At 47.6% G+C, this 16,388-nt stretch carries 20 protein-coding genes; 9 read left to right on the top strand and 11 right to left on the bottom strand.

Translation table 11 applies throughout. The features are described 5' to 3' along the window. Positions 1-9: 9 nt before the first annotated feature. The 3 genes from ACKTT1_RS10960 to ACKTT1_RS10950 all read right to left on the bottom strand — a co-directional run bounded on the left by ACKTT1_RS10960 (position 10) and on the right by ACKTT1_RS10950 (position 2,266). On the bottom strand, positions 10-1,173 hold the full coding sequence (locus ACKTT1_RS10960) for an iron-containing alcohol dehydrogenase (RefSeq protein WP_412709611.1): 1,164 nt from the start codon (positions 1,171-1,173) through the stop codon (positions 10-12). Positions 1,174-1,319: 146 nt separating this feature from the next. Further along, positions 1,320-1,739, bottom strand: coding sequence for a HEPN domain-containing protein (locus ACKTT1_RS10955; protein ID WP_412709610.1), 420 nt, complete (start codon positions 1,737-1,739; stop codon positions 1,320-1,322). After that, positions 1,736-2,266, bottom strand: a complete 531-nt coding sequence (locus ACKTT1_RS10950; protein ID WP_412709609.1) for a nucleotidyltransferase domain-containing protein — start codon at positions 2,264-2,266, stop codon at positions 1,736-1,738. Before ACKTT1_RS10950 ends, ACKTT1_RS10955 begins: the two co-directional genes overlap by 4 nt. Before the next feature lie 249 nt (positions 2,267-2,515). Between ACKTT1_RS10950 and ACKTT1_RS10945 the strand changes: the two genes are divergently transcribed. The 3 genes from ACKTT1_RS10945 (at position 2,516) to ACKTT1_RS10935 (ending at position 4,629) form a co-directional block, all read left to right on the top strand. Beyond that, a complete protein-coding gene (locus tag ACKTT1_RS10945; RefSeq protein ID WP_412709608.1) occupies positions 2,516-2,947 on the top strand; it encodes a nucleotidyltransferase domain-containing protein in 432 nt (143 codons plus the stop codon). Beyond that, positions 2,947-3,375: a type VII toxin-antitoxin system HepT family RNase toxin gene (gene hepT, locus ACKTT1_RS10940; RefSeq protein ID WP_412709607.1), complete on the top strand. Its 429-nt coding sequence runs from the start codon at positions 2,947-2,949 to the stop codon at positions 3,373-3,375. Before ACKTT1_RS10945 ends, hepT begins: the two co-directional genes overlap by 1 nt. Before the next feature lie 243 nt (positions 3,376-3,618). Next, positions 3,619-4,629 (top strand): LacI family DNA-binding transcriptional regulator, encoded by a 1,011-nt coding sequence (locus ACKTT1_RS10935; RefSeq protein WP_412709606.1) that lies wholly within the window; start codon positions 3,619-3,621, stop codon positions 4,627-4,629. 15 nt (positions 4,630-4,644) lie between these two features. On the opposite strand, the gene ACKTT1_RS10930 is transcribed toward ACKTT1_RS10935, so the two are convergent. Beyond that, positions 4,645-5,538: a hypothetical protein gene (locus ACKTT1_RS10930; protein ID WP_412709605.1), complete on the bottom strand. Its 894-nt coding sequence runs from the start codon at positions 5,536-5,538 to the stop codon at positions 4,645-4,647. A 69-nt stretch (positions 5,539-5,607) separates the two neighbouring features. On the opposite strand from ACKTT1_RS10930, the gene ACKTT1_RS10925 reads away from it, so the two are divergent. From ACKTT1_RS10925 to ACKTT1_RS10900, 6 genes are all read left to right on the top strand, one after another. Beyond that, the gene (locus ACKTT1_RS10925; RefSeq protein ID WP_412709604.1) at positions 5,608-7,443 is read left to right on the top strand and encodes a DUF2207 family protein; all 1,836 of its coding nucleotides are present in this window, start codon (positions 5,608-5,610) and stop codon (positions 7,441-7,443) included. A 38-nt stretch (positions 7,444-7,481) separates the two neighbouring features. Further along, complete coding sequence (locus tag ACKTT1_RS10920; RefSeq protein WP_412709603.1) at positions 7,482-8,027, top strand: LemA family protein; 546 nt, start codon at positions 7,482-7,484, stop codon at positions 8,025-8,027. A 142-nt stretch (positions 8,028-8,169) separates the two neighbouring features. After that, positions 8,170-8,268 carry a 30S ribosomal protein THX gene (locus ACKTT1_RS10915; protein ID WP_412709602.1) on the top strand — a complete coding sequence of 33 codons (99 nt, stop codon included), beginning with the start codon at positions 8,170-8,172 and terminating at the stop codon, positions 8,266-8,268. Positions 8,269-8,308: 40 nt separating this feature from the next. Then, positions 8,309-8,809 carry an ECF transporter S component gene (locus ACKTT1_RS10910; RefSeq protein WP_412709601.1) on the top strand — a complete coding sequence of 167 codons (501 nt, stop codon included), beginning with the start codon at positions 8,309-8,311 and terminating at the stop codon, positions 8,807-8,809. Between the two features lie 12 nt (positions 8,810-8,821). Next, positions 8,822-9,166, top strand: a complete 345-nt coding sequence (locus ACKTT1_RS10905; RefSeq protein WP_412709600.1) for a nucleotidyltransferase domain-containing protein — start codon at positions 8,822-8,824, stop codon at positions 9,164-9,166. Beyond that, a complete protein-coding gene (locus ACKTT1_RS10900) occupies positions 9,150-9,554 on the top strand; it encodes a HEPN domain-containing protein (protein ID WP_412709599.1) in 405 nt (134 codons plus the stop codon). Before ACKTT1_RS10905 ends, ACKTT1_RS10900 begins: the two co-directional genes overlap by 17 nt. 44 nt (positions 9,555-9,598) lie before the next feature. Here ACKTT1_RS10900 and ACKTT1_RS10895 read toward each other — a convergent pair whose 3' ends face one another. The 7 genes from ACKTT1_RS10895 to ACKTT1_RS10865 all read right to left on the bottom strand — a co-directional run bounded on the left by ACKTT1_RS10895 (position 9,599) and on the right by ACKTT1_RS10865 (position 16,349). Further along, the gene (locus tag ACKTT1_RS10895; protein WP_412709598.1) at positions 9,599-10,330 is read right to left on the bottom strand and encodes a hypothetical protein; all 732 of its coding nucleotides are present in this window, start codon (positions 10,328-10,330) and stop codon (positions 9,599-9,601) included. A gap of 34 nt (positions 10,331-10,364) precedes the next feature. Beyond that, the gene (locus tag ACKTT1_RS10890; protein WP_412709597.1) at positions 10,365-10,517 is read right to left on the bottom strand and encodes a hypothetical protein; all 153 of its coding nucleotides are present in this window, start codon (positions 10,515-10,517) and stop codon (positions 10,365-10,367) included. A 98-nt stretch (positions 10,518-10,615) separates the two neighbouring features. Next, on the bottom strand, positions 10,616-11,464 hold the full coding sequence (locus ACKTT1_RS10885) for an HDOD domain-containing protein (RefSeq protein WP_412709596.1): 849 nt from the start codon (positions 11,462-11,464) through the stop codon (positions 10,616-10,618). A 135-nt stretch (positions 11,465-11,599) separates the two neighbouring features. Next, entirely contained in the window at positions 11,600-12,640 is a 1,041-nt protein-coding gene (locus tag ACKTT1_RS10880) for a LacI family DNA-binding transcriptional regulator (RefSeq protein WP_369018327.1), read from the bottom strand. A 192-nt stretch (positions 12,641-12,832) separates the two neighbouring features. Then, the gene (locus tag ACKTT1_RS10875; RefSeq protein ID WP_369018328.1) at positions 12,833-13,777 is read right to left on the bottom strand and encodes a sugar ABC transporter substrate-binding protein; all 945 of its coding nucleotides are present in this window, start codon (positions 13,775-13,777) and stop codon (positions 12,833-12,835) included. A 114-nt stretch (positions 13,778-13,891) separates the two neighbouring features. Next, complete coding sequence (locus ACKTT1_RS10870; protein ID WP_369018329.1) at positions 13,892-14,851, bottom strand: ABC transporter permease; 960 nt, start codon at positions 14,849-14,851, stop codon at positions 13,892-13,894. Continuing rightward, positions 14,835-16,349 (bottom strand): sugar ABC transporter ATP-binding protein, encoded by a 1,515-nt coding sequence (locus tag ACKTT1_RS10865; RefSeq protein WP_412709595.1) that lies wholly within the window; start codon positions 16,347-16,349, stop codon positions 14,835-14,837. The genes ACKTT1_RS10870 and ACKTT1_RS10865 overlap by 17 nt, the downstream gene beginning before the upstream one ends. Between the last annotated feature and the right edge of the window lie 39 nt (positions 16,350-16,388).

Genomic DNA, 16,388 nt, shown 5'->3' with positions numbered 1-16,388 from the left:
TTTTGTGTTTTAAAGGCTGGCGATTTTCAAAATAGCTTCTACGTCTTTTCTGTAAAGCATTCGGAGATTGCCAAAGGGTTCTCCTAAAGCCATAACATTGTCAACGATTTTGGGTATATCCTTTTCCTCCACCCCTATATCTTCAAGCGAGACTGGTGCTCCGACTTGCTTCATCCATTCCTTGAATATTGCTATGCCCTTAATGATACCTTCTTCACCTTTCTCAATTATCCCAAAAACCTTGTGGGCAAATCGCTCGAACTGAGCCGGTTTTGAGGTGTAAACGTATTTCATCCAGGCAGGCATTACAATGGCCAACCCTGCCCCGTGAGCTATATCGTAAAGGGCACTGAGGGCATGTTCTATGCGGTGGCAGGACCAATCACCCCCTCGTCTGCCTGCGCCTGTGAGGCCATTTAGGGCAACGGTTGCACTCCACGCCATGTTTGATCTTGCTTCATAGTCTTTAGGGTTTTGAAGCAACCTCTCGGTTGTGGATATAACAGCTCGGATAATGCCTTCTGAGAGCTCGTTTTGGATTTCTGAGTCGGAACCATCGAAATAATACTCAAGTACGTGAGCAATAGTGTCTATTGCTCCATAGACAGTTTGTTCAGCTGGAAGGGTAAACTGAACAGAGGGATCAACTATTGAAACCCGAGGATACACATGTTCCGAGACAAAGCTGTATTTTTCCAGGGTTTCGTCTTTGGTAACCACTGCTCCGCAGTTCATCTCGCTTCCGGTTGCTGACATGGTCAGGACGGTAAAAATTGGTAAGGCTTTTTCAGGAGAATGCTTTCCAAGAAATATATCCCAGATATCGCCTGAGTAGTAGAAGCCTACTGCAATTGCTTTTGCAGAATCTATAACACTTCCTCCACCAACCGCAAGTATGGCTTCCACTTTTTCTTTGCTTGATAACTCTATGCCCTCTTTGACTTTTGAAAGCAGAGGATTGGGCTTAACTCCCGAAAGCTCCACACATTGTAAATCGTTTTCTTTCAAAGAAGAAATTACTCGCTCGTATACACCATTTCTTTTTATCGAGCCCTGACCGTAAAGGAGGAGCACTTTTCGGTAACCTTGTTTTGCAATTTCGCTGCCGATTTGAGGAATAGTACCTTTTCCAAATATTAGTTTTGTTGGGTTATGAAAAATGAAATTTTCCATTTATCTTACCTCCTTGCGTATGGCTTCTTTTTGACAACGTTGTCAACATCGACAAAAAATTATTTTACCTCTTCCAGTTTTTCGAAAAATTATGATACTTTGGTAGAGACGTGATGTCAATCTTTCGGAGATTCTATACTATCCATCTACTCCTGGCTTCTTCCGAAAGCTTCTTTAACTATTCTAAGAACGAAGCCTGCTTCCTCAATTGCCTGTTTTGCATCTTCAATGCCGTATTCTTCGGTGGGAATAAAATCCTCTGCACCGTAGAAGCTGAGCTCTCGCTCTTTCCGTAAACGCTTGGAGATACGCTTTATTTCTCCAATATGCCTCGAAAGAGGCAGGGGGAGAATTTCGACATGTTGTTCAAGTACTCGACCAACATCGTGTATTTTAGGGACTTCAACTCCGATTGCTCTTAATACTGCTTTCAGGAGAAGTTCTACCATTTCCTGTGCTTCGCGCACTACGTCTGAGTATGCGCCCTCACGGGTATAGAACTCGAGTGCTTTGAACCTTACCTCAGCCTTGGCAAGATAAGCCCTGGTTAGCGCATCAGCTTTCACAGCTTGATTCCTCCCAGAAACTTTTCTGCTTTCCATCCCCAAAAGTTGCCCCAGGAAAACTTCTGGGCTCGGTATTCTCGGAGTACTTTTCCTATGGAGGCGATAAGTCTGGGGAACATGTTTTGAGGGTCAAAGACCAGAATGTGGTGTTCATAAAGGTCAAAATATATGGGCTGAAAGGTGAATGCTTCATCCCGGGAAAGGATGTAGGGAGAGGGTTCACAGTAAATGCCTTCTTTTTCGTAGAGTTCTTGAGCCAGCGGTTCGGTCCTTTTTATAGCCTCTTCAAACTCTTCCAGCCTTTTTCGCAAGCTCTGAGATCTTTCAAGGATTACCAGAAGGTCCAGGTCTGAGTTTTTGCGGTTTTCGCCCCGAGCGTAGGAGCCAAAAATGGCTAATACGCATAGCAAGTTTCCATAATGCTCAATGATTGAGGTTAAGACTTCTTTGATATATTGTTTGTGTGATGGTGAAAAGGTTCGTAATTTTTCCAAAGTCGCTTCCAGCATATTATCACCATTTTTCATTATAACACTCGCTTTTTACTTTAACGGTTGCATCAAGCTTTGCTGTTTTCATAAAAGAAGGTGCTATACTCTCTAAAAGGGAGTGTTTACGAACACCTTGAGGAAGAAGGTGGAAACTTTTCTGAAAAGGTTCTTCCCGACTTGCCTTCTACGTTTATTAGTATAAAAACCCCTTTATCTTGACTTGCTCGTTGCTTGCAATAGAATGCTGTTTGAGAGTTTTTCTCGTCGAGGAAGGCAGTGACGGAAATGCCATCAGAACTGGTTCAGATTGATAGGGATAAGTTAAAAGCTTATGTAGAAGAAAAAGTTGGCCAGTACAGCGAAATTGCCGGCATATATCTTTTTGGCTCCGCTACCTGTAAAATGAGGCCTGACAGTGATATCGATTTGGGTATCATCCTGGTGCCCGGTGCAGTAAAATCAGACAAAGAAGTGGACCTCTTTTTGGCAAAACTTTATTTAGCGTTGAGAAATTTCGAGGGACATCCTTTTGACCTGGTTTCGGTGTGTGATGTGGATACCATTTTTGCTTTCGAAATTTTAAGGCATGGTGTTCCTCTCCTGGTTAAAAACGAAGCAGTGGTTTCGGAGGTTATAGAATCGATCAGCCGGAGATATGCGGACGTCTATCCAAGGTACAAAAAGGCCCTTGAAATGATAACCGGAGTGAATCTTTGATGTCAGAGAATGAAATTGTTGCCAAAAAAGTAGCTTTTATCAAAGAACAGGTCAGTGAGATAGAGTCTTTGCTGCGGCGCAAAAGCAGGAAAGAAGTTTTGAGCGACCCCTGGCTGATCAAAGGTCTGAAATACTCTCTTCAGATTGCCATCGAAGCTATGATTGATATCATTTACCATATCTGTGCAAAACACTTTAAAAAAGCCCCGACTGATGCAAGAGACGGTCTTTATATTCTGCTTGAAAATAAGCTGATAACCGAGAAAGATTTTTTAACCTTCAGCCAGATGATTGGCTTCAGAAATAAAGTGGTTCACGGTTATCAGCAGGTATCTTCAGAAAAAGTATATGAAATAGCCGCAAATGAATTATCGGATTTTGACCGCTTCGTAGAGTTAGTGCTTAATTTTATGAGAAAGCTTCGGTAGGGGGACTTTTGCCTTCGCGGGGCTTCTACCGGCGGTGCTTGAGCGGTTGCCCATGCTGGATATACACTTTTAGCCCAGACTCAGTAATGCTTTAACCTGCAGCGCTTCCAGGCTGAAAGCAAGTTTGTAGCAGTCCTCAGGGTGGCGAAGGAATTTTATCCTGATCGTTGTTTGTGTTGGCGCTTAAATTTGATTAAAATAGTGAGCTGTAAGCTGAGTCATCGATGTCAAGAGGATGAGCCAATGGCTACTTTAAAGGATGTTGCGAAATTGGCGGGTGTATCTCCCAAGACGGTTTCCAGAGTCATAAACGACAGTCCTCTGGTCAATGAGGAAACCAGAAGGCGGGTTCTGGAAGCAATCAGGTTACTCGACTACCACCCCAATGAGGTTGCCAAGAACCTTCGCAGGCGCCGCTCTCAAACCATCGGCTTTCTGGTGCCTTATGGTTCTGATTTCGTCTTTCGAGATACGGGGATGATGGAGCAGCTCAAGGGCGTGCATGATGTTGTGGTCAGGGAAGGCTACAACCTTATGCTCTCGGTACCCCTGGTAAAGGAAGATTCGCTCTGGGAAGCTGAGCGCTTGGTGAAGCGCCGCTGTGTGGATGGGGTAATCCTCTACCCTTCTTCGGGAATTGACGTTATCGCAAAAGAGTTTTTGCACCGCAATCTGCATTTTGTCACCCTGGGAATTGGGTTTCAGGACCAGAAAAGCAATTTTGTGGAAGTTGATTTTTCGCAAGCTACCTGTGAAGCCGTGTTTTATCTTTTCTCTCGGGGCTGCAAGCGCGTTGGTCTCCTTACCCGTCCCCACTGGTTTTTTAATTTTCCAGAAAACGATTCCTTCCTGAGCGGCTTCAAAAAAGCTCTGGATGAGGCAGGTATGGATTTTACTCCTCAGCTGGTCAGAGAAAGTGATTTCACGGTGGAAGGGGGCTACCGGGATTTTCTAAAACTGCGGGAACAGGTGCCGGATATGGACGGGGTGGTGTGCGCTGCTGACCCCACAGCCTATGGTGTAATTAGAGCGCTGTGGGAGCTGGGCAAACAACCCGGTCGGGACTTTAAAATAGTTTCTGGAGACAATTTCCCTCTCACCCGCAAGCTTTTCCCCTGGCTTCCCTCCATGCACAACCCCTTGCTGAGGCAGGGAGAAGAAGCTGCCCGCATGCTGCTTAAACTTGTTGAGCGGGGCGGTCAACTCCCAGGTGTGGTGCTTGAGGCCACCTTTGAACCTCCGAAACTACACTGAAGTGTGGCTTGGAGGTTAGATGAATCTTTGGGGTTTTCTTTTTATCTTCGCTTTGGGGGAAGGCACAAAACAGGCTGCCTTGCGCAGAGCACCAACGTTTGAAAGTACCCAGAGGTATAAATCCGTGGTGGTGTATTTTTTGAATCTTTTCTTTAATCCGCTTTCCTCTATGGCCTGGGCTGCTTTCTGGTAGCAGTTTTCAAACCAGCCCTTTACCGCTTCTTCCCAGGGTATCCCTCCGGGGCACTCTTTCATTACGCTTTCTGAGTTGGAGCAACCTGAGCACTGAAAGCAGTGGATGAGGTGGAGAAGCTCGATGTAGCCACCCAGAATGCTGGTTCGCAAGGGAAGGCCGGTTTTCTCTTTGAAGAGATGCTCTTCGACCTGGTGGAAGAAGTCCTCAGGAGAGCTGTAGTGTTCCGGCTGCCAGGTGAGCGGCCACTCAATGACTTCAGCGTCCACGAATTCCCGGCCACCGGCACGGGCGGCCGATATGCGGTGGTGGCCATCGCGCACAAAATAAAAATCTCCCACTTTGATGAGCAAAACTGCCGGAAGGGGTCGGTCTTTTTCAACCAGCAGGTTAACTCGTGCCCAGCGGTGTTTGAGCTTTCGATTGAGAGGGAGAAACTCACGGTCGAAATCGGCAAAGCGGTTTTCACTGCCAATGATTTTGGAAATAGGTACCACCTGCACACCCCGGTAGTGCTCTTCACCCCCGGGCAGGATTTCTCTGAGCGCTTTGAGGGGGAGCAGTCTGCGCTCATGGTGCCGAAGGGAAGTGAGAATTTTTTTCCATATTGCTTTGCGGTGCAAAGTGGTGAACTTGCTAATGCTTTCAAACTGGTCGCTCATTCCAGGCATGTCTTTATTGTATAACTTTTTGCGCTTTTTGAGGCGCTTTTTCACAAAATCTTGCTTGTTTGAAGCAGCGTTTTCTGCTATGGTATAGGCAGTTTTGTTGATGGAGGGGGAGCGATGAAGCGTTCAGGCTGGGTCTTATTTTTGGCTCTGTTTGTGGTTTTCCTTTTTGCCGGTGGTGCTTACGCCAAAAGCTACTATCACCCCCGTATTGTACAGTTTTTTTCGCTGCTTGACGACGGCAATGTCGAGGTAACCGAAGACCGCTATTTTTCCTTTGAGGGAAGCTTTTCCTGGGCGGAGCTGCGCATCCTGCGCAAAGGGGTGGAAGACATACAGTTTGAAGGGGTCTGGGATGCTCAAAGGGGAGAGCCCCTGCCCTATGAAATCCTGCGTGAGGCAAATTCGGTAGGCATTCGCTGGTCGTATCGAGCGCAGGATGAAGTGCGCGCTTTTCGCATCAAGTATCTGCTCAAGGGAGCTGTTGCCCGCTATCAGGACGTGGCCCAGTTTTACTGGAAGGTGATTGAAGACCAACACGCACCGATTTCGGAACTCGAGAGCACCTTCACCCTTCCCCGACCCAGCCCTGAGCTTTTCAAGCTCTTTGTGCACAGTAAAACCTCGCCCGGTGAGATGACCTTTTCTGAGGACTGGCGCACGGTGCACTTCAAGTTGCAGGATATTCCCGCTGATAGCTTTGTGGAAGTGCGCCTTCTCTCCCATCCTTCCGTTTTCAGCGGAATAACACTGCTTCCTGAAAAACGTTATGGGGCCATTCTTGAAGAGGAACGAGGCTTTGCTTCCCGAGAGCTTCGGGGCTTTTGGCTGGGCATAATGGCTGGGTTTTTACTGGTTGGGTTGGGAATCCTCTACTTGGTGCTTTTTGTGGTCTATTATTTTCGCTACGGTAAAGAACCCAAGGTCGACTACCAAAGAGAATACGAGCAGGAGCCACCCCTTGACATTGCTCCCTGCTTTCTGGGGGTTGCGTTGAGCCAAAAGCGGGATAATTCCCTTCTGAGCCGTGCTTTTCTGGCCACCATCTTGGACCTTGCCCGGCGAGGATTTCTTGAGGTGCGAGAGGAAGAGCGCAAGGGGTTTTTGACCAAAAAAGAATACCTGGTTTTCCGCTTTAGCGATAAAGCCCGCAATAGGGAAGAGGTGTCTCAAGAGCTCAACGAGTTTGAAGTAGAGGTACTGGACCTCCTTTTTAAAGTCAGCAAAAATGAAGAGGAAGTTTCCACCCTGGATATCGAGAGCTGGGGTAAGGAAATACGGGGCAACCGCAGCAACTTTCTGCGCTTTATCGAGGGCTGGGGCAGGGATTTGCGCGAGGAGTTTGAGCGGCGCTACTTCAAAATTCTGGATCCCCTTTCTGAGCGCAAGAAAAACCTTTTTACAGTTTTGGGTGTTCTTTACTTTATCGGAGGAATATTCCTGACCATTGTAATGAGCGGTTTTTCCCCGGCAGTTTTTCTGGGAGTGCCTTTCCTGGTTCTGGCTCTTTTTCTGGCTCTTCTGGGGCAGCGGGTTCTACGCCGCTGGAGCGGGGAAGCAGCGCTTCTTTTCCGGCGCTTCATGGCCTTTCGGAAATTTCTCACCGATTTTTCCCTGCTGCGCGAGGCTCCACCCACTCTGCTCAATATATGGGACCGTTATCTTGTCTATGCGGTGGTGCTTGGTGTGGCTGAAAAGCTTTTGAAGAACCTGCGGCGCTACGCCGAGGAAACCCATCGCGACCTGGTGGTGCCTTCCTGGTACTATCCAGCACACGGCACCGCTTTCAGCTTGGCTTCACTGGATGCTTTCTCCGGTTTAGATGCACTTTCTCGCCGCATGGAGAACATGGCCAACCTGCGCCAGGCGTTGAGCTCTTCGTCTTCAGTAGGTGGAGGCTTTTCAGGAGGTGGTGGTGGGGGCGGCGGAGGTGGCTCATCCAGCGCCGGTTAAACGTGATTACTAAAAATTCGTGAGGAGGTGGGATGTGTATGGGTTGGGTTGTTCTGGCTATTCTGGTCATTGTGGGGCTTTACCTGATAGTTCTTTACAACCGCCTGATTACTTTCCGCAACCGGGTTGAAAATGCCTGGGCGCAGGTGGATGTGCAGCTTCGCAGGCGTTACGACCTCATTCCCAATTTGGTGGAGACGGTCAAAGGTTACGCTGCCCATGAGCGGGAAATTTTCGAAAACGTGGCTCGATCCCGTCAGGCGGCGATTTCTGCCCAGAGCCCCCAAGAAAAGGGGCAGATGGAAAATCAGCTCACCCAAGCCCTGCGCCAGCTCTTTGCGGTGGCTGAAGCCTATCCAGAACTTCGAGCAAGCGAAAACTTCCAGAACCTGCAGGCACAGCTTGCGGAAACCGAAAACAAAATTGCCTATGCCCGCCAGTTTTACAACGACACCGTTTTCCGCTACAACACCACCATCGAGAAATTTCCAGCCAACCTGTTTGCCCGCTCTCTGGGCTTTGCCAAGAAAGAGTACTTTGAGGTAGAAGGAGAAGGAAGAGAGCCGGTTCGAGTGGCCTTTTAGGGGTAGTTATATTGCTCTGCTTTTTTGGGGAGGACTTCTTGCGAGATTTGCTATACTAATTTACGATCTACCGCCGGGAAAGCTCACCCTTTAAAAGGGTGGGAGGAGGTCACTGAAAAAACTGGATGAAGGAGGTTGAGCTATGGGAAAAGGCGATCGCCGAACCAAAAGAGGCAAGATATTTCTGGGGACTTATGGAAAGTACCGTCCTAAAAAGAGAAAGAAAGAGAACGCTCAATGAGCTCTTGGAAAGTGCATAGCCAGAGGGGGGATGGGGAGCCGTGAAGGGTTATTCGGGTTGGGTCAGGTGGCTTACCCGCACTGCAGTGCTTCTGGCTTTGACCTTGGCGGTGCAGTTTCTGGGCCTTCCCCAGTGGTTCACCGGCCCTCTGGTCAATGCTTTTTTACTTTTGGCTTCTTCAATTTCCGGTGTAAGCAGTGGTGTGGTGGTGGGGCTTTTGACCCCCTGGATTGCGCTTTTGCGGGGGATTCTTCCGCCACCCCTGGCTCCCATGGTGCCTTTCATCATGCTGGGCAATGCTCTTTTGGTAATCATTTTTTCGCTGGTGCGCAGAAAAAAAGAGGTTCTCTGGTTGAGCGTCGTTGCTTTGGTTTTGGCGGCGCTTGGCAAGTACCTGCTCCTTTCTCAAGCGGTGCGTTACCTGGTGGAGGTCCCACCCCGGGTGGCCCAGGCCATGCAGGTTCCCCAGTTTTTCACCGCTTTGGGCGGGGGTGCCATTGCCTTATTTATCGAGCGGGGGCTCAGGAAAGCTTTGAAGTGAAGGTGGTGGATTTTGGACCTGGCTGAAAGGAGAAAAGAACACCTGGTTGCACTTGATGCCGCACTTGGGAAGGCAGTTGAGGTTTTGAAGAGTTTCCCTGGTGTAAAGCAGGTCATCCTTTTTGGCTCCTATGCCCGGGGAAGGAGAGACCTTTTTACCGACCTCGATTTCCTGGTGGTCATGGAAAGCGACCTCGACTTTTTGAGCCGCCTGGCCCTTTTGCGCCAGGCTCTTGCGCTTCCGGTGGATTTTGACCTCCTTGTTTACACTCCCCAAGAAATCGAGCGCTTGAAGGACCGGCCTTTTTTCAAGAAAGCACTTCAGGAAGGAAAGGTGCTTTATGAGAAAGAGTGCTGAAGAAGAGGGAAAGAGGTGGCTTGAGCAGGCTGAAGAGGACCTCAAGTGGGCCGGCTATCTTGCCCAAGGTGGCGGCTATTACTTGAGCTGTTTTCTTGCTCAGCAGGTTGGAGAAAAGGCGCTGAAAGCGTATCTTTACGTACAGGGCGAAGAAATCGTGCTGGGGCATTCCATAGGTAAGCTCTGTGAAAGAGCAGGAGAATTTGATTCCCACTTTCTTGAAAAAAGAAGTAAATGGTCCATACTTGACAGTTACTATACGACCACCCGTTACCCCAATGGCTTACCAGAAGACATCCCAGCCCGGGTATACAACAAAGAAGCAGCACAAACAGCTCTTGCCTTAGCTTCAGAAATCGTGGAAGTGGTGAAAAGGAGGTTAAAATAAAAAAAGCCCCGCACAAATGCGGGGCTTTTTTTATTGGGAAAGCCTTACAGGCAGGTTCCCTCACCGATTGGGCAGTTGGGAACTTCTTCACACTCTTCGCAGTAGGTCACTTCACAGCACAGTGAACCAGAGAGCTCGCAGAGGTCAACACATGGATTGCCCTGTGCGTCGTAGACCACACCGCAAGAAGCAGTACCAGTGAAGGCCCAGCTGATCACATCAGCATATTTGCTGCCATCGGTGGCTGCAACTCCGTCTTCACGGGTGGCAAGTTCTATGAAACTGTTGTAATCAGCTTCAGAACAAATCAGACCGTCATAACCATCTACAGTTAAATAGCTATCACCGTTATCTATTATTGTGAAAGTCAAAGTGAAGGTATCCTCACCGTCGAATTTTACATCGGTGACTGTAGCATCAATTTCTGCTTCGTAAACTGCGCTTTTCCAAAGGGTGAGAACAGAATCATACCATTTATAAGGCACGTAACGGCTTACTTCGACACCCCAGTTATTTACGTTTTCATAGCAAGCGAGGTCCTGAATGAACACCGGCTGGTCAAACTTGATCTTGAGTTGGAAATAGTAGCCATTATTATTGTAAAGCTTCTGCCACGTAGTGGTAGTTGTAGTCGGGCAGTAATCAGTTGGAGTGGGTGTAGTAGGCTCTTCGGGTTCAGTTGGCTCTTCAGGAGTGGTTCCCTGCAAACAGCCGGCTACGGCAAAAACGGCAATCAGGGCAGCGACCACTAAAAGCAGCCACAAGCTCTTTTTCATTTACGTCTACCTCCTTCTATGTTTTGAGGTTTTTTCAGGCGTCGGGTTTTGAAAGGGGCTTTCCTGGTTTCGCCCGCTTCCGGAAGCTCTGCTCTTCGAAGGGCAAGGGTCCTGCGTTTTCCCTCACTTTCTCCCTCTCGACCTCAGGGAGTTCGAAGCCGAAGCTTCCTTCCCCGACAACGTTCATTATATATTACGCAAAGCGAAAAGGAAAGTTTCAAAATGCATTTTCTTTTTTTCTATTTTTGAAGCAAATTTTTGGGAAAAACGCACCGTTTCTCACCTTCACAAAGAGAAGGTTTCCTCTTTGGAGAGAAGCTCAAAAAGCTCAAGCAAAAGATGCTCCAGGGCTTCTTTTTCAAGCTGGAGAATTTCCAGGGCCTGTGGAGACATCCGGTACAAAAACCCATCCACACCCATACCAAAGCCCAGAGTTACGCTCGTCCAGTCGGCAAGGTGCACGATTGCGCAGAGTTTTGGTGCCTCGCTGGCTTTTTCTGGCTGGTGGTGAAAGCCAATGGCTTCAGTGAGTGAAGAGGGAAAGCCCCAGCGCTCGGCAAGCCGTGCTCCTACTGCGGCGTGATTAAAGCCCAGAATTTCTTCTTCGGCTTCCAGGAAAGTAACCTCTCCCTCTTCCACCTGCTTGAGAACCTCCTGGTAGCTTTCTTTGAGGTAGGTGTCCAGAATGAGCTTTCCAATGTCGTGAAGGAGGCCTGCAGTGTAGGCAGCTTCTGGGTGAGGGAATTTCACCTTTTTGCTCAAAAGCTGGGCAGAAAGAGCGGCAGAAAGGGAGTGCTTCCAGAGCTCTCCCCGCTCCAGGAAGTAGCCGCTGAGCTTTCTCTGCATCATGCTGCGGCAAGAGGCGGTGAGCACCACGCTTTTTACGGTTTTAAAGCCTAAAAAAACCGTGGCTTCAGAAACGGTGCTTATGCGGCGAGGAATCCCGTAAAAGGCGGAGTTAGCAAGCCGCAGGACTTCGGCGGTCAGGCTCTGGTCTTTTTTGAGCACCGCTTCAATATCCTGTGCTGAAGAACGCGGGTCTTCCGTAAGCTCCATAACTTTTTGGACCACCGCAGGAAGTGCTGGAAGCTCTTTGACTCTTTGTGTCAGCTCTTCAAGTGTGATTTTGCCCACCAAGATAAAACCTCCTGTTTTTCCATTATACCCGATTTGAAAGAGCGCACCAGAACTCTGGCTGGCAAAAGGCATTCAGTTTTTGGAGGATGAAAAACTTTGCCCGAAGAGGAGGCGGGCTAACTATCAGATTTTTCAACGCTTTCTGGGTGCACTACAAGACAGGCGTTCTACGAGAACTGGCTTGATACGGTGAAGCTTATCTTGAAGCGCGAAAGACTCGCGCCTTTCTATTAGCTGGAGCAAAAACTCAGTGCCTTTTTTACTCATTTCGTATTTGGGCTGGCGTATGGTAGTCAGCGAAGGATGGACGTAGGAACTAAAGATAATATCGTCAAAACCCACGATGGACATGTCATCGGGTATTTTTAGCCCACTTTCCAGAAAAGCTTTCATGGCTCCAATGGCTACCAGGTCGGAGCTGGTAACCACAGCGGTGGGCAGGTTTTTCCCAGAGAGCAATTTCTTACCCAGCGCATAGCCTATCTCCACCCGATTGGCCTGCTTTTTCTCAACCAGAATCCATTCTTTGTTAAGAGGTAACTTCAAGTGCTTGATGCTATCGATAAAAGCTTGCTGACGTTTGACCAGGGGTAGAATATAGGGTGGTTCACTCAGGTAGGCTATTTCACGATGTCCCAGATTAAAGAGATATTGAACAGCAAGCTGAATACCGGTTTCGCTGTCTACCACAACTGAAGGCCAGCGGTTGTTTACTGGGTATACGTCTACCAGAACAAGAGGTATGTCTGCTCTCTCGAGCTTAGACCATAGATTCTCGTCTATAAGGCTGTAACTTACAATGACTCCATCTACCTGCCACTGGGTGACCAGCCTTACAAAGTCGTATTCGCGGTCCTTCTGGTAGCTGGTGGCGTATAGAATCACGTTGTACTTTTTCTCTCTCGCTGCGTCGGCAACTCCTTTGTAGATTTCGGCGTAAAAGGGGTTGGCAATGTCAGGAACAAAAACCCCAATGGTGTTGGTCTTTCTCTTTTTGAGGTTGCGCGCAGTAAGATTAGGTCGGTAGTTGAGCTTCTCGATCGCTTTTTTTATCTTTTGCCTGGTTTCTTCTGAAAGAGGTGCGCTCTGGTTCAGGAAATGGGAAACTGTTGATAAAGCTACTCCTGCTTCTCTGGCTACGTCCTTCATAGTTACGCTTTTCCTTTGCGACAAAGCCTGGCTCACTCCTTTTCGGGAAGTTTGCTTTATTATATTTTGGTTGTTCTGGAGTTGGTTATTCCATCGGCTTTTGCCTGGGCTCAGGTTGGATTATGCAGAATGCAAACAGATATTGGGAGTTTTTTGATCCGGTGGCAGAAACCGTCCGGGGGTAGCCTGAGACTACCCCCACAATCATTTTTGCGGTCACTCACAAGGCCTTCCACCCAGGAACTCATCAACGTTTTCTGGAGTTACCAGGGCTACCGGGACATATACCACTTCGGGTAGCTTTTCTCCTTGCAAGACCTTTAGTGCGTAATCCACACCCATCCTGCCCATTTCATAAGGCTGTTGAGCTACTGTAGCAGCAAGCCCTCCGTTTTTGATGGAGCAGAGGGCATCAGGAATGGCGTCGAAACCAACCACTATGATCTGGTCCTCCAGGCCTGCAGCCTTTACCGCTTCCAGTGCGCCAAGGGCCATTTCGTCATTTTCACAGAATACAGCGTTGAGGTCAGGGTGGGCCTGGATAAAGTTTTCCATGACGGTCATGCCTTTGGCCCTTTGGGAATCAGCGGGCTGTTTAGCCACTATTTCAATTCCATATTTCTGCATGACTTTGGTGAAACCTTCACCTCTTAAGGCAGGAATGACATAACCCAACTGGCACTGGATGTGAGCTACCTTGCCTTTGTATCCAATTTTTTCGGCTATGAATTCTCCCGCCATTTCTCCGCCTTTGAGATTATCGGAGACTATAAAGGTTTCTATCTTGCCAGAATTCACTCCCACGTCAAGCACAATGACTGGTATACCTGCTTCATTAGCTGCCTCTACACAGCTTCCACCTGGATCTGGATCCCACGGTGAAAGAAGAATAACATCAACTTTTTGCTGAATCAGGTCTTCCACCTGAGCTAACTGTTTGGCGGGGTCAGTACGTGCATCCAGTACGATTACGTCAATGTTACCAATTTCAGCTGCACGGTCCTTAATGCCCTGAGCCACCATCTGCCAGTACTGGTTACCAAGGTCCTGAACTGAGTAACCTATGACCACTTTGTTTTCGGCTGCGAAAGCTACAGCTCCGAACAAAAGTAGTGCAGCAACAACAAACCACACAAACTTGCTCATAAATTTACCTCTCATTTTTGTTCCTCCTTCCTGTTTACAAAATTTCATTTTTCACCTTTCGGTTATTAGTGGATCGCGACTTGTCCTTCAGCCATTGCCTGAAACTTTTTTGTTTTTTTATTTGTTTTCTCACCTCCCTCTACCCATTTTGGCCCTGCTGTCGGCAAGTACTGCAGCGATAATTACAATACCTATTACTACTTGCTGCCAAAACGGGTCTACATTGATTAAATTGAGCCCGTTCCTTATAACTCCCATGATTAGGGCTCCTACCAGAGTTCCCAGTATTGACCCCTCTCCTCCAGAGAGGCTGGTGCCTCCTATGACCACTGCTGCAATGGCGTCCAGCTCGTAATTCTGACCAGCCAAAGGGTGTCCTGAATTGATACGCGCAGTGAGAATAACAGCTCCTAATCCTGCCATAAAGCCACTTATGGTGTAAACCATGGTTTTGTAATAATCTGTCTTAATTCCGGAAAGTCGAGTGGCTGTTTCGTTGCTACCTATGGAATAAACATATCTTCCAAAGACGGTTTGCTTCAGTATGATGAAGACTAGAAGATACACCAGGAAAGCAATGATCACTGGCATGGGGATAAAGCCCAGATATCCTGTACCCAGGAAACGAAAAGATTTTTCAAAGCTGCTTATGGGCCTGCCCTGGGTGTATACAAAAGCTAAACCTCTTGCTACGGCCATCATACCCAGGGTAGCACAAAAAGGCGGCAACCCACCTTTGCTGACCAGCATTCCATTAGTGAAACCGAGCAAAGATCCCAGTCCCAAACCGACCAGGATGCCCATCAAGGTACTACCAGTGGTCTTGAGAACACTGGCTAAAATGACTCCACAAAAACCCAGCACTGAACCTACCGATAAGTCTATGCCACCGGTGAGAATTACAAAAGTTTCTCCAGCGGCCAGGATGGAGATGTCGGACACCTGACGCAGAATGTTGAGAATGTTGCTTCCCTTGTAGAAAGTGGGTGTGATGATGGACAGTATCACACAGAGGCCCACCAATCCGATAACCGAACCCAAACCACGCAAAACGTTCAAGGTGCTTTTCTGGTTATTGAGGCTCTTCATCGATTTTTGTTCCTCCTGCTGCTGCCATAATTATCTTTTGAGGAGTGGCTTCTTCTCTTGTTAGTTCAGCCACGATTTTCCCTTCTCTCATCACCAGTATTCGATCACTTATTCCCAGGATTTCGGGAAGTTCCGAGGAAATCATGATAACACCAACTCCTCTCTGAGATAGCTTGTCTATCAGGTTGTAAATTTCGGCTTTTGCACCAACATCGATACCCCGAGTGGGTTCATCAAGAATAAGAACGCGAGGATTCTTTTCCAGCCACTTTGCCACCACTACTTTTTGCTGGTTTCCTCCTGAAAGATACAGAACTTTTTGTTCTAAGGAAGGCGTTTTTATGGAAAGTTTGTTGACTTGGTCGGCAGCCATTTCTCTTTCTTTAGAGCTATTAATCCACCCTCGTGAAGCCACCTTTTCCAAGTTGGGTAGCGCAATGTTCTCCCTGACGCTCATTCTAAGCAAAAGACCATGTTGGGAACGGTCTTCAGGTACCAGACCAATTCCTATTCTTACTGCGTCTTTGGGATGTTTGATAACTACTGGTTCGTTTTCAATCAACACCTCACCTTCATCGATAGGATCCTCTCCAAAGATGCTCCTTGCTACTTGGGTTCTTCCCGAGCCTACCAGGCCGTAGATGCCAAGCACTTCTCCTTTTTTGAGAGAAAAAGAAATGTTTTCAAAAATTCCTTTTCTGGTTAATCCCTTTACAGTCAGGACCACTTCCTTTCTGGATAAATTTTGAGTTTTGGGAAACATGGTTTCGATTCTTCTGCCCACCATCATAGCTGCTATGTCCGCTTGAGATACATCGGCGTTGTTTACAGTGGCTACTTTGTGGCCATCTCTCAGAACAGTTATTCTGTCGGCGATTTCTTTTATTTCCTCTAAATGGTGTCCAATAAAAATAACTGCTACCCCTTGTGATGTCAGTTTTCTGATTTGTTTAAACAAGATTTCAACCTCGTTTCTGGTCAGGGCGGAAGTTGGTTCGTCCATGATTAATATGCGAGCATTTTTAGAAAGGGCTTTGGCTATTTCAACCATTTGCATTTCTGAGACAGTGAGGTTTTTAACCAGGGCTTTGGGCTCTATGGGGATTTCTAATTCTCTGAGGATGAACTCGGATTTAGCCCAGAGTTCTTTCCAGTTAACTTTTCCGAGCCGGTTATGGGGAAGCGCGGAAAAAAAGATATTCTCAGCTACTGTGAGATGAGGAATTAGGTTGAATTCCTGGAAAATCATGCTTATCCCTAATTTTTCTGCTTCTAAAGGGTTGCTGATGCTGACTTCTTTTTGATTGAGAAAAATTTTCCCTTCATCGGGCGGGTAAATGCCGATTAAGACTTTCATCAAAGTGGATTTGCCGGCGCCGTTTTCACCAACTAAAGCGTGCACTTCACCCTCTTTAGCTTCGAAATCAACTTTTTCAAGAGCTTGCACGCCGGGGAATCTTTTGGAAATACTTTTCATGACCAGTAGAGTGTTTGTCATTTCAAGCACTCCTGTCTTTTGATGAGTTTGTATGCACGA

Source organism: Atrimonas thermophila, assembly GCF_045864955.1.
Lineage (GTDB): Bacteria > Atribacterota > Atribacteria > Atribacterales > Thermatribacteraceae > Thermatribacter > Thermatribacter velox.
Note: the sequence above shows the minus strand (reverse complement) of the source record. Positions and strands in the feature narration are given on the sequence as shown.